General features: G+C 68.8%; 20 protein-coding genes and 1 pseudogene. 6 read left to right on the top strand and 15 right to left on the bottom strand.

Features of this window, described 5'->3' with window-relative positions; genetic code table 11:
* Positions 1–297: 297 nt before the first annotated feature.
* Positions 298–531: a hypothetical protein gene (locus tag ACTH43_RS15780; RefSeq protein WP_441445849.1), complete on the bottom strand. Its 234-nt coding sequence runs from the start codon at positions 529–531 to the stop codon at positions 298–300.
* A 479-nt stretch (positions 532–1,010) separates the two neighbouring features.
* Between ACTH43_RS15780 and ACTH43_RS15775 the strand changes: the two genes are divergently transcribed.
* Positions 1,011–2,195 carry a sensor histidine kinase gene (locus ACTH43_RS15775; protein WP_441445848.1) on the top strand — a complete coding sequence of 395 codons (1,185 nt, stop codon included), beginning with the start codon at positions 1,011–1,013 and terminating at the stop codon, positions 2,193–2,195.
* A gap of 156 nt (positions 2,196–2,351) precedes the next feature.
* Here the strand turns inward: ACTH43_RS15775 and ACTH43_RS15770 are convergent, their stop codons facing one another.
* From ACTH43_RS15770 to ACTH43_RS15705, 14 genes are all read right to left on the bottom strand, one after another.
* A complete protein-coding gene (locus ACTH43_RS15770) occupies positions 2,352–2,579 on the bottom strand; it encodes a hypothetical protein (protein ID WP_345075597.1) in 228 nt (75 codons plus the stop codon).
* A 43-nt stretch (positions 2,580–2,622) separates the two neighbouring features.
* A complete protein-coding gene (locus ACTH43_RS15765) occupies positions 2,623–3,186 on the bottom strand; it encodes a hypothetical protein (RefSeq protein WP_345075598.1) in 564 nt (187 codons plus the stop codon).
* Between the two features lie 198 nt (positions 3,187–3,384).
* The gene (locus tag ACTH43_RS15760) at positions 3,385–4,227 is read right to left on the bottom strand and encodes a DUF1206 domain-containing protein (RefSeq protein ID WP_441445847.1); all 843 of its coding nucleotides are present in this window, start codon (positions 4,225–4,227) and stop codon (positions 3,385–3,387) included.
* 50 nt (positions 4,228–4,277) lie between these two features.
* Positions 4,278–5,576 (bottom strand): ROK family transcriptional regulator, encoded by a 1,299-nt coding sequence (locus tag ACTH43_RS15755; protein ID WP_441445846.1) that lies wholly within the window; start codon positions 5,574–5,576, stop codon positions 4,278–4,280.
* Between the two features lie 297 nt (positions 5,577–5,873).
* Positions 5,874–6,662 carry a sugar phosphate isomerase/epimerase family protein gene (locus ACTH43_RS15750; RefSeq protein WP_441445845.1) on the bottom strand — a complete coding sequence of 263 codons (789 nt, stop codon included), beginning with the start codon at positions 6,660–6,662 and terminating at the stop codon, positions 5,874–5,876.
* A 79-nt stretch (positions 6,663–6,741) separates the two neighbouring features.
* On the bottom strand, positions 6,742–7,794 hold the full coding sequence (locus ACTH43_RS15745) for an alpha/beta hydrolase (protein WP_345075601.1): 1,053 nt from the start codon (positions 7,792–7,794) through the stop codon (positions 6,742–6,744).
* Positions 7,795–7,845: 51 nt separating this feature from the next.
* Positions 7,846–9,180 (bottom strand): BNR-4 repeat-containing protein, encoded by a 1,335-nt coding sequence (locus tag ACTH43_RS15740; protein ID WP_441445844.1) that lies wholly within the window; start codon positions 9,178–9,180, stop codon positions 7,846–7,848.
* Positions 9,181–9,328: 148 nt separating this feature from the next.
* Entirely contained in the window at positions 9,329–9,688 is a 360-nt protein-coding gene (locus ACTH43_RS15735; protein WP_441445843.1) for an L-rhamnose mutarotase, read from the bottom strand.
* The gene (locus ACTH43_RS15730) at positions 9,685–12,378 is read right to left on the bottom strand and encodes an exo-rhamnogalacturonan lyase family protein (protein WP_441445842.1); all 2,694 of its coding nucleotides are present in this window, start codon (positions 12,376–12,378) and stop codon (positions 9,685–9,687) included. The genes ACTH43_RS15735 and ACTH43_RS15730 overlap by 4 nt, the downstream gene beginning before the upstream one ends.
* Before the next feature lie 61 nt (positions 12,379–12,439).
* The gene (locus tag ACTH43_RS15725) at positions 12,440–13,318 is read right to left on the bottom strand and encodes a carbohydrate ABC transporter permease (protein WP_441445841.1); all 879 of its coding nucleotides are present in this window, start codon (positions 13,316–13,318) and stop codon (positions 12,440–12,442) included.
* A gap of 10 nt (positions 13,319–13,328) precedes the next feature.
* On the bottom strand, positions 13,329–14,321 hold the full coding sequence (locus ACTH43_RS15720; protein WP_441445840.1) for an ABC transporter permease: 993 nt from the start codon (positions 14,319–14,321) through the stop codon (positions 13,329–13,331).
* 73 nt (positions 14,322–14,394) lie between these two features.
* A complete protein-coding gene (locus ACTH43_RS15715) occupies positions 14,395–15,924 on the bottom strand; it encodes an extracellular solute-binding protein (RefSeq protein WP_441445839.1) in 1,530 nt (509 codons plus the stop codon).
* Positions 15,925–16,009: 85 nt separating this feature from the next.
* Positions 16,010–16,693 carry a DUF624 domain-containing protein gene (locus tag ACTH43_RS15710; protein WP_441445838.1) on the bottom strand — a complete coding sequence of 228 codons (684 nt, stop codon included), beginning with the start codon at positions 16,691–16,693 and terminating at the stop codon, positions 16,010–16,012.
* Positions 16,693–17,349 (bottom strand): DUF1961 family protein, encoded by a 657-nt coding sequence (locus tag ACTH43_RS15705; protein WP_441445837.1) that lies wholly within the window; start codon positions 17,347–17,349, stop codon positions 16,693–16,695. The genes ACTH43_RS15710 and ACTH43_RS15705 overlap by 1 nt, the downstream gene beginning before the upstream one ends.
* A gap of 469 nt (positions 17,350–17,818) precedes the next feature.
* Between ACTH43_RS15705 and ACTH43_RS15700 the strand changes: the two genes are divergently transcribed.
* The 5 genes and pseudogenes from ACTH43_RS15700 to ACTH43_RS15680 all read left to right on the top strand — a co-directional run.
* Positions 17,819–18,817, top strand: a complete 999-nt coding sequence (locus ACTH43_RS15700; protein WP_441445836.1) for a LacI family DNA-binding transcriptional regulator — start codon at positions 17,819–17,821, stop codon at positions 18,815–18,817.
* Between the two features lie 234 nt (positions 18,818–19,051).
* Positions 19,052–20,230, top strand: coding sequence for an L-rhamnose isomerase (gene rhaI / locus ACTH43_RS15695; protein WP_441445835.1), 1,179 nt, complete (start codon positions 19,052–19,054; stop codon positions 20,228–20,230).
* A 2-nt stretch (positions 20,231–20,232) separates the two neighbouring features.
* On the top strand, positions 20,233–22,284 hold the full coding sequence (locus ACTH43_RS15690) for a bifunctional aldolase/short-chain dehydrogenase (RefSeq protein ID WP_441445834.1): 2,052 nt from the start codon (positions 20,233–20,235) through the stop codon (positions 22,282–22,284).
* On the top strand, positions 22,281–23,798 hold the full coding sequence (locus ACTH43_RS15685; protein ID WP_441445833.1) for a rhamnulokinase: 1,518 nt from the start codon (positions 22,281–22,283) through the stop codon (positions 23,796–23,798). Before ACTH43_RS15690 ends, ACTH43_RS15685 begins: the two co-directional genes overlap by 4 nt.
* Positions 23,799–23,871: 73 nt before the next feature.
* Positions 23,872–24,201, top strand: a pseudogene (locus tag ACTH43_RS15680) (alpha-hydroxy-acid oxidizing protein); the annotation flags it as partial.
* Between the last annotated feature and the right edge of the window lie 54 nt (positions 24,202–24,255).

The raw sequence follows: 24,255 nt of genomic DNA, 5'->3' as shown, positions 1-24,255 counted from the left end.
CAGGTCACACCTCGGTTCGAGACCGGACCCTTACACAGCTAATGAAACACCCTCGTTGGTGGTGGCCGGCCCGGGGCTACCGCAACCACGACCACTATTAGACCTGTATCCCGCTACGCAGCCACCGACGAACACGCCGGCGACGCACCTTGACTCAGCAGGGCACCACACTCAAATGCGAATATCCCCGGAAGTATGGCAGCACCGTGGCCCTCTGGGGGCCGCTGACTTTGTCAGCTTTTCGCCCCTCAGAGGGCCACGTTCTTGCGTAGACAGCGCTGGCGTGACCGCCAGGTCTCACCGGCCCCGATTTCGCCGTTCCTTGACCTGCTCCCATACGAATCCGATAGCGAGCAGAACCGCAATGAAGCCGAGCGTACCGAAGAAAGAGATCACGCCTTCTTTGGGGCCGTCGAAGATCAGGTCGCCGAGGCCGAAGAGCAGCGCAGTCGGAAGACCGACAAGCGCCACGATGCCAATCGCCACCAACCAGGCGAACACCTTGCCGTGTTTGCGTTTCGAATCTGCCATACTTCCGCCTCCTCGACGTCACAGTTCCCCAATAGTACATTGCCGGCTCATCGCATTTGAGGGTGCAGCAGGGGTCTGAAGCCTCCTGATCAGAGGAGGCTGCGGGCGATGTAGTTGGTGAGGTTGCGGAGGCCGCGGGCGGAGCCGCGGAGCGCCTTCACTCATGACGACCCACCCCTCGGACACCTCAACGAGGAAAGCCCGCGGGTAGATCCTCCCGCGGCTGATCACCGGAACTGCATCACCGACACGCGAGGCCATACATAAGTCGCAAGGGTTGATCCAAAAGTGCCCGTCCGACCACACCGATCAGCTGGGACGATCAGGGATCACCGCGCCACCACGAGAGGCTTCAATGAACAACATCCTGTTCCACCTCGCACAAGCATCGCCGGCCGGACAAGTGATGAAATCACTGTGCCGCCTGCTCGGCATCTGCAAGTAGTGACAGACTCCCGCAACTCGCGCATCCTGAGCACATGACGACGGACCGAGCCCGCGGCAGCACGCATCCCCACGGGCCCACATCCGCCGCCATCGAGCAACCGGTCTTCACGGATCTTTCGCGTCGCGGAAGAATTGCCTTGGTCACGATCGTCTCCATCACCGGTGGCGTCGATCTGGTGTTGCACGTCACCGGTACCCCGAACACTTGGCAGAACGCCCTGTCGAGTGCCGTCATGCTTTTCGCCACCGCGCTATTCGGTTGGCAGCCCTTGACCGCGGCGATCCTCCTCCTGATGGGTGCGCTCACCCACATGGCAACGGGCCCCCCAGGCGACGAGCTGCTGCACTTGGCCATCGGCAGCGGGCTGGTTGCGTACACATCCCCGTCCAGATTCACCGCGATCTACGTTTCCGCGGTGATCGGCCTCTCGGCATTTGCTGTGGCAACTTCCAGCTTCTCCGACATCGGAGGCGTGGTCGCGCTCGGACTCGTACTGATCACATGCTCTGGAATCGGCATCGCACTGAGCGCAGCGCATCGCCGCCAACAGCATTTCGCGGCCGACCTCGCCCGTCTCGAGCGTGCGAGGGAAGCTGCGGTCACCACAGAGCGGTTTCGAATCACTGACGAACTCCATGACACCATCGCCCGAAATATCACGCTGATAGCAATGCATGTTCGTGTTCTCGAGCGCGTCCGTGATCAAGAGGGTCGAGACGCCTCCCAGGAGGTCATCCGAAACAGTGCAGATCAAGCCCTCGCCGATATCCGGCGACTTCTACGCGTGGCCAACGACTCGCAAGCCGGCGGCGAACATATGCCTGAGACCGTCGCCGTGGGCCACGCACTCAAGGAGGCGGAGCGCGAGCTGACAGCCCTCGGCGCGACCGTGGAGATAGTCCAGCGCGGACCCCTCAACGCATCATCCTCCGTGGAGCACGCGACCGTGCGCATCGTCAGGGAAGCCGTCACGAACATCATCAAACACGGTCCGACCAGGCCCCATGTCTCCATCGACCTGCGCGCGGACGACCACGGGATTCGACTTGGCATCAGCAATTCCCTATCGGGCACCACCAGCCCTGAAGATTTCCCGCGAACATCCGGCTACGGTCTCGCGCGGCTTCGCGAAAGAGCATCGTTGCTCGGGGGAACACTTGAGACCCAGCAGAGCGGAGAGAGTTTCACACTCATGGCGAGACTTCCCGAAAAGTAGTTCTCCACACAGCCGGCTGCCGACAGCCTGAACTGGGGAGCGTGGCCCCCCTGATGCACGTCGGACTCGCCAGCATCCTCAGATGCTGGCGAGTCCGGCTCCTCTCCTCCGGGCCGCTCATCGCAAAGCTGATCCTCCACCCCCGGGAGTCAGGCTTCACCTGCTGCGGGACCGGAAGAGACCCATGCCGCCTCCGACGAGACTCAACGCAGCGGCAATGAGCGCCACAATGCCGAAGAACAGGTTGCGCTCGATGACCAGCGCCCCCAGCCTCACGTCCCCGACAAGCAACCAGATTCCCACCACTGCCATCACTACCCCGAGCAGGATCGCGCTCGACGAACTGCGTGCAGTGCTGCTCCTTCGATCAGATCGGGCAGCCATGGGTCCTCCTTCTTGCCGTCTGGGTCAGGTCGTCTCGGGCCGGTCAGAGTCCGCACGCCGCGAGTGCGGCAACACCCGTCAGCGACTTAGCGAGGTCGATCAGTTCCTTCTCCACGGTACGACCAGCGATGCCGCGGGCACCACGGAAGATCCTCGCAACCAGCGTCGGACCGTACTTCACCGTGAGCTTCCCCAGACGCCAGGCCAGCTTCGCGACGCGCGCGGCCGGGAACACGGTGAGTGCTACGAAGCCGGCGATAGCGGCCGCGCATGCCGCCACGCTCGTCACTCCACTCGGAGTCACGACCCGGATCTGAAGACTTCCGTCGAGGGTATCCTCCTGAGCCAGCGCCATGCTCGCGGTCGACATCTGCCGAAGCTTGTCATCGTCAAGCGTGTAGCCGACCACGTTCCCCTCGCGATCCAGCACCTCATAGATCTTGGTGCCGTCCTCGACCGTTTCGACGACCGTTCCGCGCTTCTGTCCTGCAGGGAGGGCGATCTTCACCGGTGCCGCCGTCGCGACACCTCCGGTCACCGCCACTGCAGGCACCGCAACACATGCGGCGATCAGCGCTCGGCGCCCCACCAGCATCTTCTCCGACATAACTGCCCCTCTTCCCTCTCCGGTTCGTCGAAGCCACTGGACCGTTGCCCCACAAGCAACGTATCGGCCAGCCGGTGAACGGCACCACGTACTTCAGGACCCTTCTCATGCTTCATCAGGAGGACCGCGGCGCGACAAATGGATCGCGTCGTGCGACGTCCGGTGCGGCATCGGGCATGAGCAGCGGACTCAGCCCCCTCACATGGGCGCGTAGCGCGAGCGCAGCACCGCGTAGACGCCGTAGAGCATCAGGCCCACGCCGATCACTGCGAGCACGACCGTGCCGGCGGGCAGCTGTGCCATGGCCTTCAGCGCCCCGTCCAGGCCGCTGGCCTTCTCCGGGTCCGCGCCGAGGGCGGCCCAGCCGAACATCAGGCCGACGCCGAGCAGCGCGATGCCCTTGGCGATATACCCCAGAATGCCGGTCACGACGATCGCCCCGGCGACCCTCTGCCCCGGCGGGATCCGCAGGTCGTCCTCGAAGCTGCGGCTCGCACCCTTGTACACGTGGAAGCAGCCGATGCCGATCACCACCAGCGCCACGACCACGATGAGGACCCGCCCCGCGGCGCTGCCCATCATCCCCGCGGTGAGCTCGGTGGTCTGCTGTCCGGAGTCACTGCCTCCCCCGGCGGCGAAGCGCAACGCGGTCACGGCCAGCGCCGCGTACACCGCGGCCTTGCCGAGGGTCTTGATGATGTGGGCGGCGCGGTCCTTCGCGTCCTGCTTCCCCTTGGCTCCGAACCAGGTCTCGACCAGATGCCAGATCACCAGCGCGGCCATCGCCAGGCCGCCGATCCAGAGCAGGATGTTCCCGCCCGGCGCCGCGGCGAGTGTGCGCAGCGCCCCGGACTGGTCGGCATCCTCGGAGGATCCGCCGAGCGCCATCTGCAGCGTGATCACCCCGATCAGCACATGGACCAGCCCGCTCATCACGAACCCGCCGCGGGCGATGGCCTCGAACGTAGGGTTCTCAGCGACGTCCTCGGCGGCGTTCTCGACAGATTCGGCGCCTTCACGGGCGCTGCGCGCGGGATTCATGGGCCCACTGTAGGAGACCGGGGATCTCGCGCGGACCGGAGATCTCGAAATCAGCGGCGGAAGGCGCTCGATGCCGAATGCGGCACCGCCCAGCCAGGCCGCCGAGCCCCGTCCTCGGCCGGGGACGTCGCAGCCGGCGCGCTCGATGGGCTCGGCAGGCCCACCCGCTCCAGGAACCCTTCGAGTGCGAGCACCGCCATCCCCAGGCTCACGCCCTCACCGTCGGCCTCCGTGAACTCCATGCTGAACATGCTCGAAGGGCCCGGAAGGCACTCCTGCGCGATACGTTCCCGTACGCGGTCGTGGAGCTCAGCACCGGCATAGCGGGTGATCCATCCCAAGACGGAGACATGCTCCGGATTCAGGAGGTTCACCAGATTGCCGATACCTGCCGAGAGGTAGTCACCCGTGCGCAGCAGCGCCTCCTGCGCGGAAGAGTCACCAGCGGCGTCCGCCCGCATGAGGCGCTCGATGAAGGTGCGATGGTGGGTGACCTCCAGCAGCTCGTGCTCCGGGGCGATCTCGCAGAGTGTGGCGCGGATCCCCTCGACCCCGACGTACGCCTCGACGCAGCCTTTCCGGCCGCAGCCGCAGGCACGTCCGTTCCAGATCAGGGTGGTGTGCCCCCATTCGCCGGCGGAGTTCCCCGGCCCGCGCAGCAGCTGCCCGTCGATGATGATTCCTGCCCCGACCCCGGTGCCCAGGTTCACCGCGACGAAATTGCGGAAGCGACGGCCTGCGCCGAACCACAGTTCCCCGGTCGCCAAGGCCATCAGCGGGTTGTCGATCCGCACCGGGACGGGGACAGCCCGTTCGAGGGCGTCGAGCAGCGGCACCTTGTGCCATCCCCAGTTCGGGGCGAAGACGGTCACCCCGCGGGCGGGGGCGACCTGGCCCGGCAGGGAGATCCCGGCCCCGAGCACCTTCCCATCGAGCTCCGGATGGCGCTCCAGCATCAGATCTGTGCAGTCACCGATGTGCTCGGCGATCGAGTCGATGTTCTGGGTGCCCGGTGCCAGCTCGACGCGTTCCTGGTCGAGGCGGGCCAAGGAGAGGTCGTAGAGATCCACCCGCACGTAGGTCTCGGCGACATCCACCGCGAGCAGTGCTCCTCGGCCCGGGTTCGCCTGGAACGTCGCCGTGGGGCGTCCCCCCTGCGAGGAGATCTGCCCGGCTTCCTGCAGGACGCCCTCCTCCACGAGCTCGCCGACCAGCGTGGTCACCGTGCCGGGGCTGAGCCCGGTCTCGGCGCTGATCTGCGCCCGGGTGACCGTGTGCTGGACATAGACCGTCCGCAGCACCATGAACCGGCTCTCGTTGCGGATGTCCTTGGACGTCTTCGTCGCCACCGGGCCTCCCTCTCTTCCTCATCCTGTCGGGGCGGGCCCGAAAGCGGCTTCGGCAAGAGGTGCGCTCCAATGCGGACCAGTCGCGACAAGCCTTACGCTAACCCTTGAAATAAGGGCTGTCGAGCAATGTATGTCACGGAAAGATCACGGCCCAGAACGGCCGATCTCGACGTTGCGGCAGCCGCCTGGGCCTCGCCGCGACGGCGACGCTCGACGATCGCTGAGGCCGCCCAGCTGCATAGACGACGGTCGACGGCGGCCGCGGCAGGTTCCCGGGGCCAGCGTCCGGTTCAGGATCTAGGTCGTCCGCACCGGATCCGCGGCGCGGACCGCGGCGAGCGCGGGACCGGCCTCGGAGGCGACATCGATCCAGGTGCACTCGATCGAGACATGTCCCAGGTAGCCGCCGCCGCGCAGCGCGTGCAGGAACTCGGCGAGCGGCCAGTCGCCCTGACCGGGTGGGAGACGGCCGGTGTCGGCGATGTGGGCGTGCGCGACGCGGCCCGCGTGGGCACGAACCACTGCGAGCGGCTCCTGTTCGAGCATGACGTGGAAGAGGTCCGCGACGACCCTGACCTCGCCCATCCCGAATTCGTCGAGGAACTCGATCGCCTCGGCCAGGGTGTTGATCAGGTCGGTCTCCCCGCGATGCAGCGGCTCGAGGATCACCTCGAGTCCGTGATCGGCGGCGACGTCACGGGCCACCTGCACGGCGCGTGCGAACTGCTGGCGCCCCGCACGCGGATCCACTCCTTCGGGGAGACGCCGCGCGCCGCCGCTGCCGAGCACCACCATGGCGCCGGGCCGGGCCAGGGCGGAGACTGCGGCGAAGGCGATCTGCAGGTAATCGCGGACCTGGTCGAGGGGGAATGCCGGGTCGGAGAGCCTCAGCTCGCCGGGGCAGAGGATCGCGAAGGACGGGGAGGGCGCCCGGTCTCGCAGCGCCGGGTCGGCCTGCCAGCGGCCATCCTGGTCCTGCACGATCACGTTCCCGACGATCGTCGGCTCGACGTAGTCGGCGCCGGCGGCGAGGATCGCGAGGACATCCCGGTCCGGGGCGATGATCCCGTGCTGCGGAGGCTGCATGGCGTCCCTCATCCTTCCGTCGTTCCCGTGCTCCCGGCGTCGGTTCACAGCTCAGAGCTCAGAGCTCAGAACTCGCAGTTCACAGCCCGCGGACGATCTCTCCCATCCGGTCCATCGATTCGCGTGCCTCCACGAGGCCCACTCGGTTGAGGTGCCCGTGGCACACGCCGCGGCGCACGACGTACTCGACGTCGACCCCGGCCTCGTCGAGCTGCTGCGCGTAGCGGCGGCCGCTGACGCGCAGGTCGTCGTACTCATCGGTCTCGACATAGGTGCGCGGCAGCACTGCCAGCTGCTCACGGGTGGCGAGCCCCGGGAAGTCGTAGGGCGTCGCCTCCTCGAGGGGCCGGCCGATGTAGTTGCCGGACATCGCGCGCATCGTGTCCAGGGAGAAGCGCAGCATCGGCGGGGTCGCGTCGAGCGCCTGGGCCTCCTCGGCGTCAGGCTCGGAGCGCAGCGGATGGGCGACCAGGTACAGCAGCAGGGAGGCGGCGAGCGGGGTGCCCTCATCGGCCAGGCGCAGGGAGGCCGTCGCCGCGAGGTTGCCACCCGCGCTCGCCCCGCCGAGCGCGACCCGTCCAGGGTCGATGCCCAGTGCGTCGGCGCTCTGCCGGGCCCAGGCGACTGCCGCGCAGACGTCATCCAGCGGGATCGGCGCGAGGACGTGCTCGGGGCCGCCGGGGAAAGCCCGAGCTGGCGTTCCGTCGATCTCGTCGCAGAGGCGGTAGTCAACGGAGATCACGACGGCGTCCGCACGGCCCGCGACGCCGCGCGCCACGTGGTCACCTTCGGGCATGTCGAGGTCGCCGTGCATGAAGCCGCCGCCGTGGCACCAGATCAGGCAGGGGCGTGGTCCGGCTGCCGCAGTCTGCGGGGTGTAGATGCGCACGGGCACGGGCCCGTGGGGGCCGGGGATCTCGCGGTCCTCGATCTGCAGTTCCCAGTCCTCGGCGGGGCCGTACGGCTCGTCCCAGAGGCGGTGCACCTCCGGGTCGAGATCGTCCCAGGCGGCGACGCCGCCGAGGGTGCGCAGCCGTCGCTCCATCTCACCCAGGGCGGTGGGGGCGGCGGTCACCTCCGCTGCGGGATCACGGAGGGCGGGACGGAGATCCGGGGAGGTCTGCTCGGTCATCGAGGGGTCCTTTCGGAGGGGGTGCGAGGGGCGCTGGGGCGTGGGTGACCGTCAGCGCGGGCTGCTGCGGAGCACGACCTCGCAGTCGTAGTCCTGGGAGGAGCGCATGTCGCCGCGGAACCAGAGCAGATGGGTGGTGCTCGGATCGCCCGGGGCGACGATCGGACGCAGGTTGTCGACCGTGGAGTGCTCGGTCACCGGTGACCAGTCCCAGCCTCGCCCGCCATCGGCGCTGCGTCCACGGTAGATCTCATGGTGGTCATGGCGGGTGCCGTCGCGCGGATCGACCGGGGTGGACACGTAGACGGTGGAGACGTCATAGGGGTCGATCGCCGCCAGGCCCGAGTAGTCCTGCTCATGGGGCAGCAGGCCCGGTCCCGCGTGGGCGAGCGGTGAGAGCGTCCACTGCCCGTCGGCTCCGAGCCGTGCGTAGACGAGGCGCAGATCGTCGACGGGAACGTTGCGGCCCAGGTCCGCACCATCGGGCTCGGCGCGGTGGTTCGCGCGCGCCGTCATCACTGCGGCGAGCTGGCCATCGGCCTCACGGATATCGGTGGTCCAGGCATGGCTGAGCTGCGCCCCGCCGAGTTCGATGCCGGTCGCGAGCACGGTGGTGAGCTGGGCCTGGTCCGGGACGGGCTCGGCGAACAGTGCGGACTCCAACGGCCGGCCCGTGCTGTCGTGGAGGCGGCCGCGAGAGAGGGTGCCGTGGTAGATCGAGTTGTCGACGTCGCGCGGGTGATGGTCGGTGACCAGCACATGCAGTCCGGCAGCACCGTCGGCGTAGCGGGCGTAGCCGTTGACGTAGCCGATCTTCGGGCGGTCGAAGAGCTTGCCGGCGTAGCTCCAGGTGTCTCCGTGATCGTCGGAGACCAGGGCGCAGGGGTCGTCATTGACGGCGCGTGCGAAGCAGTAGAGGCGGCCGTCGATCTCGTGGAGGTTCGAGTAGGTGACGCCGCGCCCGCCGGTGTGCTCGCTCCAGTCGTAGACGCGCTCCTCGTCCCAGCGGGTGGGGTCTCCGGGCTCGCTGATCCGCCAGTGGGTGAGGTTGTCGGTCTTGTGCCGGGCGTAGACCGCGAGCCAGCGGCCGTCCGGCCGGCGCCACAGTGCCGGCACGTCATGATCATCAGCTTCGAACCCCGGGTGGAGGGTGACCACCTGTGCGGTGCCGGCGGCGAGGTCGACGACGGTGAGGTCGAGGTCGCCGCGCCGGGCCGGATCCTGGTCCGCACCACCGGAGGCGATGGAGCCGACGACGAGCAGCCCGGCCTCGGGATCCACCAGCGCGCGTTCGTCCTGGAACCAGCACCAGGCGCCGTCCGGGTTGATGACCTGGACGGACTCTGACAGCGCAGGCTGGATGGGGTGCGGGGCGGGCGAGCTCATCGGGCTCCTCATGTTCGGTGGTGGTGGTGCCGGCGGTGGCGGTGGTGCAGGTGGTGCCCGCGGTCGCGGGCGACGCGGGATGGGGTGGGGCGGGTGCGGTGGCGTGGGGCGGGGCGGGGCGGGCAGTGCGCCCGAGGAGGTCGGGCGGTCAGGGAAGGTGGAAGTACTGCGGCAGCAGCTGCTTCTCGCCGCCGCCCGGGGTGAAGTACTCCCCCATCGCCGCTTCCCAGCGCGGGGAGATCGCGGCGCGGGCCATCGCGCGCTGCGCGGCGTCGACGTCGTCGGCCTCGAAGTAGCCGACCACCATGCCATCCTCGGGTCGCAGGAAGAGCGAATAGTTGCGCCAGCCGGCCGCGCTCAGCGCCTCGCGCATCTCCTCCCAGACGTCCTGGTGGGCGGCGACGTAGTCGGCCAGGCGCTCGGTGCGCACCTGGAGCAGGAAGCAGCAGCGGTGGTGGCTGCGGGCGGAGCTGGTGGCCAGGAGGGCAGCCAGGTCGGTGGCGCTCATCGGGGCTCCTTCGGCGAGGGGGTGGGAACAGTCTGCGGCAAGCGCTCGCCGATCAGGGCCAGGTTCTGGATCGCGGCGAGTCCGTACTGGGCGGCGTCGTTGGTGGACACGAACGCCGCCTCGTCGACGGGCTCGAGCACGGTGGGTCCATCGATCCGGGTGCGCTGCCAGATCGGTTCAGCGACCAGCGCGTTGATGTTCAGCTGATCGCCGAGCCCCACGAAGAACGCATCCCACGCGCGGGCGGCGAGCTCGGGATCGCTGCGGCGGGCGGCGGCGATCGCGAGCAGCCGGCTGTAGGCGGGGACCAGCGAGATGCCCTTCAACGGGGTACCGAAGCGCTCGGTCTGCTCCTCGGGGGCGGCGAGGTAGTAGCGGCAGTACTCGAGCCAGGCGGCCTCGAATGCCGGATCATCGACCAGCTCGATCGCCTCGGCGACCACTTCGACCAGCCCGAAGACCGCCGCGAGGTGGGAGACCTGCACCCGGTCGCGAGAGGTGTCGAAGCGGTGAGTCTCCAGGTCCCACAGCGCCTCTCCGGTGAAGAAGCCTTGCGGGAGCGCACCGACGCCGGCGAGCGCCCCGCGCACCTTGGCCTCCGCCTCGGCATCGCCGTGCCGCTCCCAGGCGGTGATCCAGGCGCCGAGCAGAGCACCCAGATCCGTGCCGAGACCGATCGCGACGGCGCGGGGATCGGGGTCGTACCGGTCGCTGCGGACCTTGCGGGTGGCGTCCACGGCGAGCAGCGCGTGCTCCGAGGCGGCGATCTCGTCGAGCAGCTCCCCGGTGCGCTCGTCGGCCGTGAGGTAGTAGAAGTACCGCCGGTAGAGGGCGTTGGAGATCCGCAGCTGCTTGGCGCTGCAGCCGAAGTGCTGCACGTTGTGGCGGGTGCCGAGCCCAGCGAACCGGCCTGCGTGGTACACGTCGACCTCGCTGGTGTGGCGGGTCATCGCCTCGGCGAGGCGGAAGGCATCGGCCGAGCCGCTGCGCAGCGCGTCCAGCCAGAGCCAGAGGTCCGGGGACAGCTCGGAGTTGTCCCAGGCGTAGCCGCCCACGTCGTAGCGCCAGGCGTGGCGGTCCGCGTCATAGGTGTGCATCACGTCGCCGTAGTCCCAGAACCCGTACCAGGTGCGCTGGTCGACCTGGTCTCGGTAGAACTCGCGCAGCCACACCAGGCGGTCCTCGATCGCCGCCCGCTGCGGGGTGGAGCGGTCCACCACCTCCCAGGTGCCGAGCACCCCGGTTTCTCGCAGCCGGGCGGGCGCGGCGAGCAGCTGAGGGGGAAGAGCGCTGGAGGCGGCGAGGTCGGCGAGCTCCCGATGCTCCGGGGTGGCGGCAAAGGCATCGATCACGAGCTCGTGGGTGCGGGCGATGCCGCGCGCGTCGCCATAGCCGGGCTCGTAGTCCTCGTAGGTGATCTCGAGGGCCTCGAGCTGCTCGGGATGGCTGTTCTGGCCGAGGCCGTCGTGGTAGAACCGCAGGTCCATCGGCTCGGCCGACGGCGCGTACATCCAGGCGGTGACCGCGCCGAGCTCGCTCGTGGCATCGGTGATGTCGAGCTGGGTGGGGATCAGCTTCCAGAAGTCCCGCAATCCCACTCCGATCGCGCCCTCGAGGTCGCCGAGCAGGGCGTAGCCGCGGCTGCGGGTGCCGCCGCCCGCAGCGATCCAGGGACGGTTCCCGGCGGTGCGCTTGGCGAGGGTGTAGCCGTGGGCGCTGAGCTGTCGCAGGGTCCAGTCGTTCCAGGTGGGGATCAGCTCCAGGCGTCCGGAGACGGTTGGCGCCCAGGACTCGAGAGGCGGGGTGGGACGGCCGGCGATCTGCGCCTCGCGCACCGGCTCGCCGGGATCTCGCCGCAGCCCGGTCAGTCCGCGCACCGCCTCGGTGAGGAACCCTCCCTCGGAACCCGCCAGCCGCACATGGCGGTCGTGCGGGGCGCTGCGCAGCGGCACCTCGAGCCGCAGCCCGAGCGAGGTGAGGAACAGCGACTCGGGGTCCGCGTCCCAGACCAGGGAGTGCACCGCCCGCAGCCGGCGGGAGCCCGCGGTGGCGGTCAGGCGCAGCACGAAGGGCAGCACCTGAGTGCCGGCCACCTCGTGGTGCCCCTCCAGGCGCAGCACCACCTGCTGCTCGCCGCGCCGCTCGATCCGCACCGCCGTGGTCCGCACCCGATGCTCCCGCCGGGTCGCGGACTGCTCCGCCGTGGCGGCCGACGAGGCGACGATCCGCCCGTCCTGACCCACCAGGCGCCCGTCGACCTCGAGCCTGCGCAGCGGCGCATGATCGTGCGGGGCGACGACCACCCGCAGCACCCCGGTGTCCACGCTGATCGAGCCATCGGCCTGCTCGGACACCTCGAGAACGGCGGGTGCGTCCGGTGCGACAGCCCCTTCGGGCGCGTCGGGCGCGAAAGTCCCGTCGGACGCGTCGGCCCTCTGTGCCTCGACGAGTCGGGCGTCGCCAGCCGGAGCGAGGCCGGCATGACCGGTCCATTTCACCGAGCCGTCGGGCCAGCGCGCGGTGACCCAGGTGTCCACCGGCGTGCTGCCCGAGGCGTCGACGAGGTCGAACCGCGGAGGCTCCGGCATCGCGCTCCGCGGCCAGGGCACCCCGAACTGGGAGGGCACAGCGGCGGTGCCGGTGCGCGGCTCGAGCAGGTGAAGCGGGGTCGACGGGAGGGCGGGGCACATGTTGGCTCCGTTCAGAGGAGTGGTGACGCGGGGACGGAGGGCGGGACGGGCAGGCTCTCGATCAGCCCTTGACCGAGCCGATCATCACGCCCTTGGCGAAGTGCTTCTGGAGGAAGGGGTAGACGAGCATGATCGGGAGGGTCGCGATGACGATCACCGCGAACTTCAGGCCCTCCTTCGGGGGGACGTAGTTGGGGTCGAGGTTGCCCAGGGTGGTGGAGGGGTCGCTCGAGATGGTCACCTGGCGCACGAACATCTGCAGGGTCCACTTCGAGCTGTCGGAGATGTACAGCAGCGGGGACATGAAGTCGTTCCAGATCGCCACCGCGTAGAACAGCGAGAACGTCGCGATCACCGGCTTGGACAGCGGGAGCATGATCCGCCAGAAGGTCGTGAACTCGTTGGCGCCGTCGATCTCCGCGGCCTCTCGCAGCTCATTCGGGAGCTGCTGGAAGAAGGTGCGGATCACGATGAGGTTGAAGGGGTTGATCGCCAGCGGCAGGATCAGCGCCCAGTAGGAGTCCAGCAGCCCCAGCTCCTTGACCACCAGGAACAGCGGGATCATGCCGCCGGAGAACAGCATTGCGAAGAGCACCAGACGCATGATCAGGCCACGGCCCACGAGATTCGGGTCCGAGAGCGGATAGGCCATCAGCATCGTCAGCGTGATCTGCACCAGCGTCCCCACGGCCGTGACACCGATGGTCACCGCCAGGGAGCGCAGGAAGGTGTCCGTGGAGAAGATGTAGCGGTAGGTCTCCAGGGTCGGGGTGTCCGGCCACAGGAAGAACGGACGAGACGCGATCTCGGACTCGGTCGCGAAGGAGGCGGCGAGCACGTAGAGGAACGGCAGGATCGTGATCGCCGCGAAGCCGAGCAGCAGCGCGATGTTGACGCCGTCGAAGATCTTGTCCCGCCGGGTGTCGTACTTGATGGACATCGAAGGGCTCCTAGAACAGTGAGGACTCGGTGAACTTCTTCGCGAGCCAGTTCGCGCCGAGGATCAGGACGAGGCCGACGAGGGACTTGAACAGCCCGATCGCCGTCGAATAGCTGTAGGCGCCGTTGGTGATGCCCATGAAGTAGACGTAGGTGTCGAAGACGTCGGCCACCTCGCGGTTCAGCGAGTTGGTGAGCATGTAGATCTGCTCGAATCCGGTGTCCAGGAAGTTCCCGATGTTGAGGATCAGCATGATGATCACGGTGGGGATGATCGCGGGGATCGTGACGTGGCGCAGCTGTTGGAAGCGTCCGGCGCCGTCGATCATCGCGGCCTCGTACTGCTGCTTGTCCACGCCCGCCAGGGCGGCGAGGTAGATGATCGTGCCCCAGCCGGTGCCCTTCCACAGGGTCTGGGCCATGATCAGCGGCCGGAACCAGTCCGGGTCCGCGAGGAAGTTGACCCGACCGCCGAAGAGATCGTTGAACAGGACCGTGATCGGCCCGATGTCGAGCGCGAACAGCAGGTACGTCAGGCCGGAGACGATCGCCCAGGACAGGAAGTGGGGGATGTAGATCGCGGTCTGGATGAACTTCTTCAGCATCTGCTTGCGCAGCTCGTTGAGCATCAGCGCGACGATGATCGGCGCCGGGAACGCGATGACGATGTTGAGGAAGGCGAGGATCAGCGTGTTGCTCAGCAGGCGTCCGAAGTCCGGGCCGCTGAAGAGCCGCTCGAAGTGGTCCCATCCCACCCAGGGGCTGTCCTGCATGCCCAGGAAGGGCAGGTAGTCCTGGAAAGCGATGGTGATGCCGTACATCGGGGCGTACTTGAACACCGCGAAGTAGACGATGCCCGGCAGCAGCATCAGGTACAGCATCGGGGAGCGGCGCAGCCGCTTCAGGAGGCTGCGCTTGCGGTGGGTGCTGCTCGCCTTCGGGGCGGGCGGCTCCTGCACTTCCAGCGGCACCGGGGCAGCGGCGCCGGGGCTGTGGTTCGTCATGACCATGGTCGATCAGTCCTCGTGGTCTGGGCGAGGGCGCGCCGTGAGGTGCGGCGCCCCCGCCGGCCGATGGTCAGTTCGAGCCCTGCTGGAACAGCTCGTTCATCTCATCGATGACCTGCTGGCCACCGCTGCTGGTCCAGCGCTCGAGCTCGGAGGTCAGGCCTGCTTCGTCGATCTGGCCGGCGAGGAACTTCAGCCGGGCGTCCACCACGATCTGGTCGAGGATCGCGCCGCTCTGGAGATATGACTTCGACATGTACGCAGCACCGGGGTTGAAAACGGCCGATTCGAGGTCGGATTCGTGGAAGGTCTTGCGTTTCTCGTCCAGTGCCGCCTCCGCCTCTCCCTCGGGCTTGGCGGGCAGGCCGAGATAGCCGTTGGACTGGCTGCCGATCTGCGCGAAGGCGGAGACGTCGCTCTGCACGAGCGAGGCCTCATCACTCTCGATCGGAACCGACTGCTCGCCGTCGACCTCGTAGTTGACCCCTTCGAGGCCGTTGTTCAGCAGGCGCTGGCCCTCCTCGGAGGAGAGCTTGTCCAGCGCGGCCAGGACGGTCGCGAGCTGGGCGTCACCGGGCACCGCGGCCTTCGGGATGGACAGGTACCCGGAGTAACCGGGAGTGGGCAGCGCCCACAGGGTGCCGTCGGAGTTCTTGAGGTTGCCGACCATGGTGACCTTGTCGAGGTACCCCTCGGGGTCCGCATCCTTGAACAGGCCCTGCAGCTGCAGACCGCGGGAGGAGACGTCGGCGATGATCCCGCCCTGACCGTTGAAGAAGGGCTCGTTCCAGGTGCCGCTGTCCATGGTCGCGAAGTCGGCGTTGATGTGCCCGGCCTCAGCCATGGTGCGCATCGTGCGGTTCGCCTCGATGAATTCCGGAGCGAGGAACGCTGGTGAGAGGGTTCCGCCCTCGTCCTTCCAGACGTTGGCGGTGCCGTACCAGGTCTCCCAGAGGTCGTAGGGGCCGTTGTTCCCATAGCCGCTCCAGGCGGGGATGATCAGGCCGGTGGTGGCCGAGCCGTCCCCAGCGGGGTCGTCCTCGGTGAAGGCGCGGGCGATCTCCATCAGGTCATCGGTGGTCTCCGGCTCGGCGAGCCCGAGGTTGTCCAGCCAGTCCTTGCGGATGCTGATCGCCGCGCGCATCGCGTCGCGCAACCGGAAGATCCCATAGGTGCGGCCGTTGATGCTGGCGCCGTGGGCGACCTCCGGGTTCTCCGGGGTGAGGTTCGGGTACTCGGGGAGGATGTCGGTCAGGTCCCAGTAGCCGCCGGCCTCAGCGGTCTGGGCGAACTCGGCGGTCTTGCCGGTCTGCACCATCACGTGAGGGATGTTGTCGCTGGCCATCGTGACGGTGACGCGGTCGCCGTAGCTGGAGTTCGGCACCCAGGTGATCTCCAGCGGCATGCCGATGAGCTCCTCGACGGCCTTCTGCAGCTGGCCCTCGGGATCCGGGGCCGTATCGGACAGGAGCGGCGCCATGATCTTCAGAGTGGTGATCTCGGCCTCGGCGTCGGCGGAGCTTCCGCCGCCGCAGGCGGCGAGTCCGAGGGCGGTGGCACCGGCGGCAGCGCCGCCGAGGAGGGTACGACGTGAGAACATCCTTGTTCCTTTCGTAGGCGGTGACGCAGGGTGCGTCATCGCGCAGTGGGAGCTGCCCCGTGGGGGCCACGCGGCAGCGGCAGGTTCAGGCAGAGGGTGCGGCGCTCGGCCGGTGCCCGGCGACTGTGCCGGGGACCGTTCGAGCACGGTGACCCGTCGTGGGCGGGTCCGCCGGACGGGAGAGCAGGTCCTCGTTGCGGTCCAGGGAACGACCCACGAGGTGATGGCAGATCAGGAGCGGCACGGCCGCCCCCAGGAACGGGAGCAGGCCGGGCAGGGCGAGCACCACGCCGCTCCATAGCGCGAGCACGGCGAGCAGCACGAGCGAGGTGGGGGCCTGGGCGAGTCCCAGCACCACGGCGCGCCCGAACACCCTGGTGGCGGGGAGGCGGTAGCGACGGTCAAGCTCCGGGATGTGGGCCAGCGCCACCAGCAGCAGCACGATGACCAGCCCCAGCACGACCTGGAGGACGAGAGGCAGGGCTTCGCTGAACACGGCCATGGCCGCCAGCAGCAGGAACACCCCGGGCAGGCCCAGCGTGACCTGGCTGCGCCAGAAGGAGTCCTTCCAGATGCGGGCAGCGCGGCGCCAGCGGATCGGCTCGCCCCGGTCAGCGCAGGCGGCGGCGTCGACCGCAGCCATGGTCGCGGGAGCCCAGCCCAGCACGATCCCGCCGGCCAGGGTGCCCAGCAGCCAGATCCCCTGGAGCACCAGAGCGCGCAGCACCAGGTCGGTGGCGCTCGAGAGTGCGTGGACGGTGCGGCCCATCAGAGCGCCTCGATGCGGAGGTTCGAGTATTCGGCGATGAGCGGTGCCATCTGGCGCAGCCCGATCGCGCCGCCGTGGCGGGCGGGGCCGCCCACGGCACCGTCATCGGTCCAGCTGAGGCACGGGATGCCGTCGATCGTGAGGTCGACGGTGGCGCCTCGCCAGGTGAGGACCATCCGATAGGCACGGTCCACATCGAGCACGGCGGGGAGCGGGTCCGCGCTCTGGGCGACGAGGTGGAAGCCGTGGCTCTTGCGCACATTGCAGGTGTGCAGGCTGCGCTCGGTGGGCCACATACGGCGGAAGTAGGAGAGGTGGTAGGCGTCGATCGCGCCGGAATGGTACTGCTCGTATTCCCCGCTGCGGGCGGGCAGGGCAGGATCGTGGACCGAGCCACCGCCGCGGGCCTGCGCCGCCCAGAAGATCATGGCCAGGCCCGGCTCGCGCAGCGGCCGGAAGTCCCAGGAGATGCGCACGTCCCCGTCATGGTTGATCGGCAGCCAGGCGACGAAGTTCGCGGCCTGTCCCTCTGCGGGGTCTGCTGCGCTCTCCAGCCGCAGGGCGCCGGTGGGGAAAGAAGCCACCATCGGTCCCTCGATGATCCAGCCCTCGAGGTGTTCGGGGCCGGACAGGCGGGACTCATGCAACGTTGTCATCTGCTGGCTCACCCCTTCCTCATCGAACCGGAGCCTCCCGGGACCGTGCGGTCCTCGGGGCTGGACAGCCGGCGGACCTTGTCGGTGGCCGCAAGTTTGAATCGTTCCAGCGTGGATTGTCAACCGCTTTCCCTAGATTCTTGGACGGCATCCCTCCGGGCCACCGAAGCATCGTCGGAGAAACCGCCGAGTGACCGTTCATCCGCTTCTCGTCCCGTACCGCACGGGACGCCCACCGTCGGGCAGCTCTCTGGCTTTGACCTGCAACAGCACGAGGCCACCGCCCGCCGCACGGAAACGGAAGTGTCCCCGCGCTTGTCACTCACGAGGACAATGCGGCTCCGTGGATGAACGGTCACCTGTTGTGAGATCGTGACCAGAAGTCGTCGCTCACCCTCCCGCAGGAAGCGGCGCTCGCCCACCCGGCGCGTGGACCGCCACCACGCCTCGATGCCACCGAGGAGATCCCATGAACGGCGTCCGCCGCCCCACCATCCGAGACGTCGCCCGCCTGGCAGGGGTCTCCCATCAGACGGTCTCGCGACATCTGCGGCACGACCCCACCGTGTCCCCGATGCTCGCGGCGCATATCGACGAGGCGGTCGCCCAGCTCGGATATCGACCGAACCTCGTGGCCCGAGCGATGCGCAACCGATCCACAGGGCGACTGGCCTTGATACTCCCCGCGGGCGACGACCACAGCTCGCTGGAGGTGCTCGCCGGCGCGAACAAGGCCGCACAGAACGCGGGCTTCGCGGTGGAGGTGGTCACCCTGCCGCCCGAGGAGCTGCGCGGTGGTCGCGTGGAGGAGCTCGCGGATTCCGGGCTGTACGAGGCGGTGCTCTCTCTCACCGACCTGCCCGGAGCCGACCGCCAGCGCCTCGGCACCGCTCCGATCATCTCCGCACCCGTCTACGACGAGAAGATGCGCGGAGTGGGTCCGCTCTCCGAGGCATCCCGGATGTCCGAGCTGGTCACCCACCTCGCAGACCAGGGGCACCACGAGCTGCTGCACCTCACCGGCGACCACAGCCACCCCTCCTCACAGAGGCGCCGCGAGTCCTTCCTGCGCACGGTCCAGGAGCGCGGCCTGCATTCCGCCGGAGTGATCGACTGCGGTTGGGATGCGGAGAGCGCCCGACGTGCGATCCGCGAGCTGCCGGCGGATACGGCCGTCACTGCCGTCCTCGCCGCCAACGATCTCGTGGCCGCCGGCGCCATCCGCGGCGCCGCCGAGCGTGGCTGGCGAGTGCCGGAAGATCTCAGCGTGACCGGTTGGGACGACCTGCCGCTCGGCGCGTGGATGTCACCCTCCCTGACCACCGTCTCGATCGACCACCGTCGTCTCGGCGCGGAGCTGCTCGAGGAGCTGCTGCGGGTGATGCGCGGCGACTCCCCCGAGATGAATCGGCGATCGATCACGAAGGTCGTCTGGCGGGATTCCACCGGCCCAGCGCCTGTGCGGTGAGCAGGCTCGCGGACCGGTCGCCGCTGCCCCCGTCCTTTTCGAGAGCGGGCGGCGCTGCACGACGACACACTTGCCCTATCCCTCCACAGAGAGCGCGTGCTAACCTCCATTGAGTCGTTTCAACAACGAGGTCATGATCCGTGTTCTCGCTCGAGATCCCTGCGCACACCGCGCAGATCCGACCGCCAGGCACAGCACGCCGTGAAGATACCGCCGCCGAAGGAGCACCGCCCCATGCCCACGCCAGCCACCCTCCCCACCGAGATCGCCCGCGACCTCGCAGAGTTCACGATCGAGGTCCCCAGCTGGGGCTACGGCAACTCCGGTACGCGATTCAAGGTGTTCGGCACCCCCGGCACCCCGCGCGACCCCTTCGAGAAGATCGCCGACGCCGCCCAGACCCACGCCTTCACCGGCTCCGCGCCTCGGGTCTCGCTGCACTACCCCTGGGACAAGGTCGAGGATTTCGGTGCGCTGCGTGAGTACGCCGCCGAGCAGGGCATGACGCTGGGGATGATCAACTCCAACACCTTCCAGGATGATGAGTACAAGTTCGGCTCGCTCACCCACGGTGACAAGTCCGTGCGCCGTCGGGCGATCGACCATCACCTCGAGTGCATCGACGTCATGCGCGCCACCGGCTCCAAGGAGATGAAGATCTGGCTGGCTGACGGCACCAACTACGCAGGCCAGGACTCGATCCGCGCCCGTCAGGACCGACTGGCGGAGTCGCTGCAGGAGATCTACCTGGGCCTCGGCGACGACGAGCGCCTGGTGCTGGAGTACAAGTTCTACGAGCCGGCGTTCTACCACACTGACGTTCCGGACTGGGGCACGAGCCTCCTGCACTGCCTGGCGCTCGGCGAGAAGGCGCAGGTGGTGCTCGATACCGGGCATCACGCCCCGGGCACGAACATCGAGTTCATCGTCGCCCAGCTGCTGCGCCAGAACCGGCTCGGCGCCTTCGACTTCAACTCCCGCAACTACGGGGATGATGACCTGATCGTCGGCGCCGCGGATCCGTTCCAGCTGTTCCGGATCCTCTTCGAGATCGTCCAGCAGGAGGCGCACCGGCCCGCCGCCGGCGTGAACTTCATGCTCGATCAGTGCCACAACCTGGAGTCGAAGATCCAGGGCCAGATCCGCTCCGTGATAAACGTGCAGGAGACCCTGGTCAAGGCACTGCTGGTGGACCGGGAGGCGCTCGCCGCCGCCCAGGAGAGCAACGACGTGCTCGAGGCGAACGCGATCCTCATGGACGCGTTCTGGACCGATGTGCGCCCGGCGCTGGCCGCCTTCCGTGAGGAGCGGGGCCTGCCGGCGGATCCCTTCGCGGCCTTCCGCGCCAGCGGCTATGAAGAGAAGGTCGCCGCGGAGCGCGTGGGCGGGAACCAGATGGGATGGGGAGCCTGAGCATGAGCGAGAAGAGCTCCGCCCACGAGACCGTCGCCGCCCTGCTGGAGCGCTCCAACGCTCTGGGCTCCGACCCGAAGAACACCAACTACGCCGGCGGGAACACCTCCGCCAAGGGCTCCGCCATCGATCCGGTCACCGGCGAGGAGACCGAGCTGCTGTGGGTCAAGGGCTCCGGCGGCGACCTGGGGACCCTCGAGGAGAAGGGGCTGGCGGTGCTGCGCCTGGACCGGGTGCGCGCCCTGCGGGACGTGTACCCCGGGGTGGAGCGCGAGGACGAGATGGTCGCAGCCTTCGACTACTGCCTGCATGGCAAGGGCGGGGCCGCACCGTCGATCGACACCGCGATGCACGCCCTGGTCGACGCCGCGCACGTGGACCATCTGCATCCCGACGCGGGGATCGCGCTGGCGACCGCAGCCGACGGCGAGCGACTGACCCGCGAGTGCTTCGGCGAGACGGTGGTCTGGGTGCCGTGGCGCCGGCCCGGCTTCCAGCTGGGCTTGGACATCGCCGCGATCAAGGGGGAGAACCCGGCCGCGATCGGCTGCATCCTCGGCGGGCACGGCATCACCGCCTGGGGCGAGACCTCGCAGGAGGCGCAGGAGAACTCGCTGCGGATCATCGCCGAGGCGACCGCGTTCCTCGAGCGCACCGGCTCGTCCGAGCCGTTCGGGGCGCATGATGCGAGTCGCGCTGCACTCCCGGAGGCGGAGCGCCGGGCGAAGGCGTCTGCCCTGTTCCCGATCGTGCGCGGGCTGGCCTCGACGGACTCGCCGATGGTCGGGCACTGGACGGACACCGAGGCGGTCCACGAGTTCCTCTCCTCCCAGAAGCTCGCCCCGCTCGCGGAGCTGGGCACGTCATGCCCCGACCACTTCTTGCGCACGAAGGTCAAGCCCCTCGTGCTGGACCTTCCGTCCGGCGCGAGCATCGAGGACTCGGTCGCGCGGCTCAAGGAGCTGCATGAGGCGTACCGGACGGACTACACCGCCTACTACGAGCGTCACGCCGAGGCGGACTCCCCCGCGATCCGCGGCGCCGACCCGGCGATCGTGCTGATCCCGGGCGTGGGCATGTTCAGCTTCGGGGCCGACAAGCAGACGGCGCGCGTGGCCGGCGAGTACTACGTCAACGCGATCAACGTGATGCGCGGCGCGGAAGCGATCTCGACGTACTCCCCGATCGACGAGTCGGAGAAGTTCCGCATCGAGTACTGGTCCCTCGAAGAGGCGAAACTGCAGCGCAAGCCCGCACCCAAGCCGCTCGCGAGCCGGGTCGCGCTCGTCACCGGCGGCGGCTCCGGGATCGGGAAGGCGACCGCCGAGCGCCTGGTCGCCGAGGATGCCTGCGTCGTCATCGCCGACCTGAACCTCGAGAATGCCGAGCAGACCGCGCAGGAGCTGGGCGGGTCCGACAAGGCGGTGGCGCTGCGCGCCGACGTCTCCGATGAAGCGGCCGTGGTGCAGGCCGTCGCTGAGGCGGTCCTCGCCTTCGGTGGGCTGGACCTGATCGTCAACAATGCCGGGCTCTCGCTGTCCAAGCCGCTGTTGGAGACCACCGCGAAGGACTGGGACCTCCAGCACGACGTGATGGCGCGGGGCTCGTTCCTGGTCTCCCGCGAGACGGCCCGGGTGATGATCGACCAGGCCATGGGCGGGGACATCATCTACATCTCCTCGAAGAACTCCGTGTTCGCCGGGCCCAACAACATCGCCTACTCGGCGACCAAGGCCGATCAGGCCCACCAGGTGCGGCTGCTCGCCGCCGAGCTCGGCGGCCACCAGATCCGCGTCAACGGCATCAACCCCGACGGGGTGGTCCGCGGCTCCGGCATCTTCGCCGGCGGCTGGGGCGCCTCCCGCGCGAAGGTGTACGGGGTCGAAGAGAAGGACCTCGGCGAGTTCTACGCCCAGCGCACGCTGCTGAAGCGGGAGGTGCTGCCCGCGAACGTCGCGAACGCCGTCTTCGCACTGACCGCCGGGGATCTCTCGCACACCACCGGCCTGCATATCCCGGTCGATGCCGGGGTCGCAGCCGCGTTCCTGCGATGAACGACGCGCAGGGTGCCGGGGAGCCGCTGGCCGTCGCGGCGGTCGACCTGGGGGCGACCTCGGGCCGGGTGATGCTCGGGGTCCTCGCGGACGGTCGCATCGAGCTGATCGCGGCACACCGCTTCGAGAACCGGCTGCGGGACGAGGACGGACAACTGCGCTGGGACATCGACGCCCTCTGGGCAGAGGTGCGACAGGGGCTGCGTGCCGCGCACGACGGGGCCGTGGAGCGCGGTCTGACCGGCCTCGCCTCAATCGGGATCGACTCCTGGGCGGTGGACTACGGCCTGGTGGGTCCCGATCTCGTCGGGGCTGACGGTGCTTCGGTGCCCGGCAGCGGCGAAGTCCTCGGCGAGGTGGTCGCCTACCGCGATCACCGCACCGACGGGATCCCGGAGTCCTTCGCGGAGCAGGTGTCGCGCGAGCGGCAGTACACGCTCACCGGCATCGCCCAGCAGCCCTTCAACACGCTCTATCAGCTGGTGGCCGACGACCGCCCGGCGACGCTGCCTCCCGGCTCGACGCTGCTGATGGTCCCGGATCTGCTGGGGTACCTGCTCACCGGCGAGCGTCGCACCGAGCGCACCAACGCGTCGAGCACCGGGATGCTCGCGGTGGGTGGGCAGGGATGGTCCGCAGAGCTCCTGACCGCTGCCGGCGTGGACCCGGACCTGCTGGCGCCGCTGATCTCCCCCGGCGAGCGCCTGGGCACAGTGCTGCCGGAGCTCGTGCGCGAGCTCGGGATCGGTGAGGTGCCGGTCATCGCCGTCGGCTCCCATGACACCGCTTCGGCGGTGCTCGCGGTGCCGGCCGCGGACGATGCTCACCCCGTCGCCTTCATCTCCTCGGGCACGTGGTCTCTGATCGGGCTCGAGCTGAGCGCACCGGTCAGCACTGCGGCTGCGCTCGAGGCCGGATTCACGAATGAGGGCGGGGTCGACGGCACCACCCGCTTCCTCAAGAACGTGGCAGGAATGTGGCTGGTCAGCGAGTCGATCCGGCAATGGGAGGAGGAGGGGGCGCGCGTGGATCTCGCCGATCTGCTCGCCGCCGCGGCCGTGATGCCCGCTCATCGCTTCCGGATCGATCCCACCGATCCGGCGTTCCTCGCCCCCGGCCGGATGGCGGACCGGGTGATGCTCGCGGCCCGCCGGCTCGCAGGGGAGGACGAGCGACCCCGCACCCCGGCGCAGCTGGTGCGCTGCATCCTCGAGTCCCTCGCCGTGACCTACCGGGAGGAGCTCCACACCGCGTGCCGGCTCGCCCGGATGCCGCTGCCGGAGCGTCTGCATGTGGTGGGAGGTGGGAGCCGCAACGCGCTGCTGAATCAGCTCACCGCGGATGCCCTCGGCATCGAGGTGGTCGCCGGCCCGATGGAGGCCACGGCGCTGGGGAACGTCGCGCTGCAGGCCCGGGCGCTGGGTGCCGTCCCCGGTGAGCACGGCGCGCTGCGCGGGCTGGTGCGGGCGAGCGTTGAGCTGGAGCGGTTCAGCCCGTCGATCCCCTCCGGGTGACCTGTCGGACGTTCCAAGATCATCACGCCATACGGCCCTGTGCCACGTCGCGCCTATCGAAAGCAGACGACCCATGAGAAGACAGCTCCCCCAGCCCCGTGAACTGCTCGAGCTGATGCAGTTCAAGGCCCCCGACGTCAACGCCCGTCGGCGCCGGCTCCACGCAGCGCTGACCATCGAGGATCTGCGAGCGATCGCGAAGCGTCGCACGCCTCGGGCCGCCTTCGACTACACCGACGGCGCCGCGGAATCGGAGCTCTCGCTGGGCCGTGCCCGGCAGGCGTTCGCCGACGTGCAGCTCAACCCCGCGGTGCTCCGGGATGTCTCCGAGGTCGACACGTCGCGGCAGATGCTCGGCGGTCCCAGCGCGATGCCCTTCGCGATTGCACCGACGGGCTTCACCGGCTCTTCCCAGATGAGGGTGTAGCGCACGTCGCGCGGCGGGCCGGCGCGTCGG

Source organism: Brachybacterium sp. (assembly GCF_052095815.1).
Lineage (GTDB): Bacteria > Actinomycetota > Actinomycetes > Actinomycetales > Dermabacteraceae > Brachybacterium.
Note: the sequence above shows the minus strand (reverse complement) of the source record. Positions and strands in the feature narration are given on the sequence as shown.

Excerpts from the sequence above, each read along its gene's own strand:
- ACTH43_RS15770 (WP_345075597.1), bottom strand. The coding sequence starts at position 2,579 with ATGGCTGCCCGATCTGATCGAAGGAGCAGCACTGCACGCAGTTCGTCG.
- ACTH43_RS15700 (WP_441445836.1), top strand. The coding sequence starts at position 17,819 with ATGAACGGCGTCCGCCGCCCCACCATCCGAGACGTCGCCCGCCTGGCA.
- ACTH43_RS15775 (WP_441445848.1), top strand. The coding sequence starts at position 1,011 with ATGACGACGGACCGAGCCCGCGGCAGCACGCATCCCCACGGGCCCACA.
- ACTH43_RS15740 (WP_441445844.1), bottom strand. The coding sequence starts at position 9,180 with ATGAGCTCGCCCGCCCCGCACCCCATCCAGCCTGCGCTGTCAGAGTCC.
- ACTH43_RS15705 (WP_441445837.1), bottom strand. The coding sequence starts at position 17,349 with ATGACAACGTTGCATGAGTCCCGCCTGTCCGGCCCCGAACACCTCGAG.
- ACTH43_RS15720 (WP_441445840.1), bottom strand. The coding sequence starts at position 14,321 with ATGACGAACCACAGCCCCGGCGCCGCTGCCCCGGTGCCGCTGGAAGTG.
- ACTH43_RS15765 (WP_345075598.1), bottom strand. The coding sequence starts at position 3,186 with ATGTCGGAGAAGATGCTGGTGGGGCGCCGAGCGCTGATCGCCGCATGT.
- ACTH43_RS15750 (WP_441445845.1), bottom strand. The coding sequence starts at position 6,662 with ATGCAGCCTCCGCAGCACGGGATCATCGCCCCGGACCGGGATGTCCTC.
- ACTH43_RS15760 (WP_441445847.1), bottom strand. The coding sequence starts at position 4,227 with ATGAATCCCGCGCGCAGCGCCCGTGAAGGCGCCGAATCTGTCGAGAAC.
- ACTH43_RS15780 (WP_441445849.1), bottom strand. The coding sequence starts at position 531 with ATGGCAGATTCGAAACGCAAACACGGCAAGGTGTTCGCCTGGTTGGTG.
- ACTH43_RS15725 (WP_441445841.1), bottom strand. The coding sequence starts at position 13,318 with ATGTCCATCAAGTACGACACCCGGCGGGACAAGATCTTCGACGGCGTC.
- rhaI (WP_441445835.1), top strand. The coding sequence starts at position 19,052 with ATGCCCACGCCAGCCACCCTCCCCACCGAGATCGCCCGCGACCTCGCA.
- ACTH43_RS15730 (WP_441445842.1), bottom strand. The coding sequence starts at position 12,378 with ATGTGCCCCGCCCTCCCGTCGACCCCGCTTCACCTGCTCGAGCCGCGC.
- ACTH43_RS15690 (WP_441445834.1), top strand. The coding sequence starts at position 20,233 with ATGAGCGAGAAGAGCTCCGCCCACGAGACCGTCGCCGCCCTGCTGGAG.
- ACTH43_RS15710 (WP_441445838.1), bottom strand. The coding sequence starts at position 16,693 with ATGGGCCGCACCGTCCACGCACTCTCGAGCGCCACCGACCTGGTGCTG.
- ACTH43_RS15685 (WP_441445833.1), top strand. The coding sequence starts at position 22,281 with ATGAACGACGCGCAGGGTGCCGGGGAGCCGCTGGCCGTCGCGGCGGTC.
- ACTH43_RS15715 (WP_441445839.1), bottom strand. The coding sequence starts at position 15,924 with ATGTTCTCACGTCGTACCCTCCTCGGCGGCGCTGCCGCCGGTGCCACC.
- ACTH43_RS15735 (WP_441445843.1), bottom strand. The coding sequence starts at position 9,688 with ATGAGCGCCACCGACCTGGCTGCCCTCCTGGCCACCAGCTCCGCCCGC.
- ACTH43_RS15745 (WP_345075601.1), bottom strand. The coding sequence starts at position 7,794 with ATGACCGAGCAGACCTCCCCGGATCTCCGTCCCGCCCTCCGTGATCCC.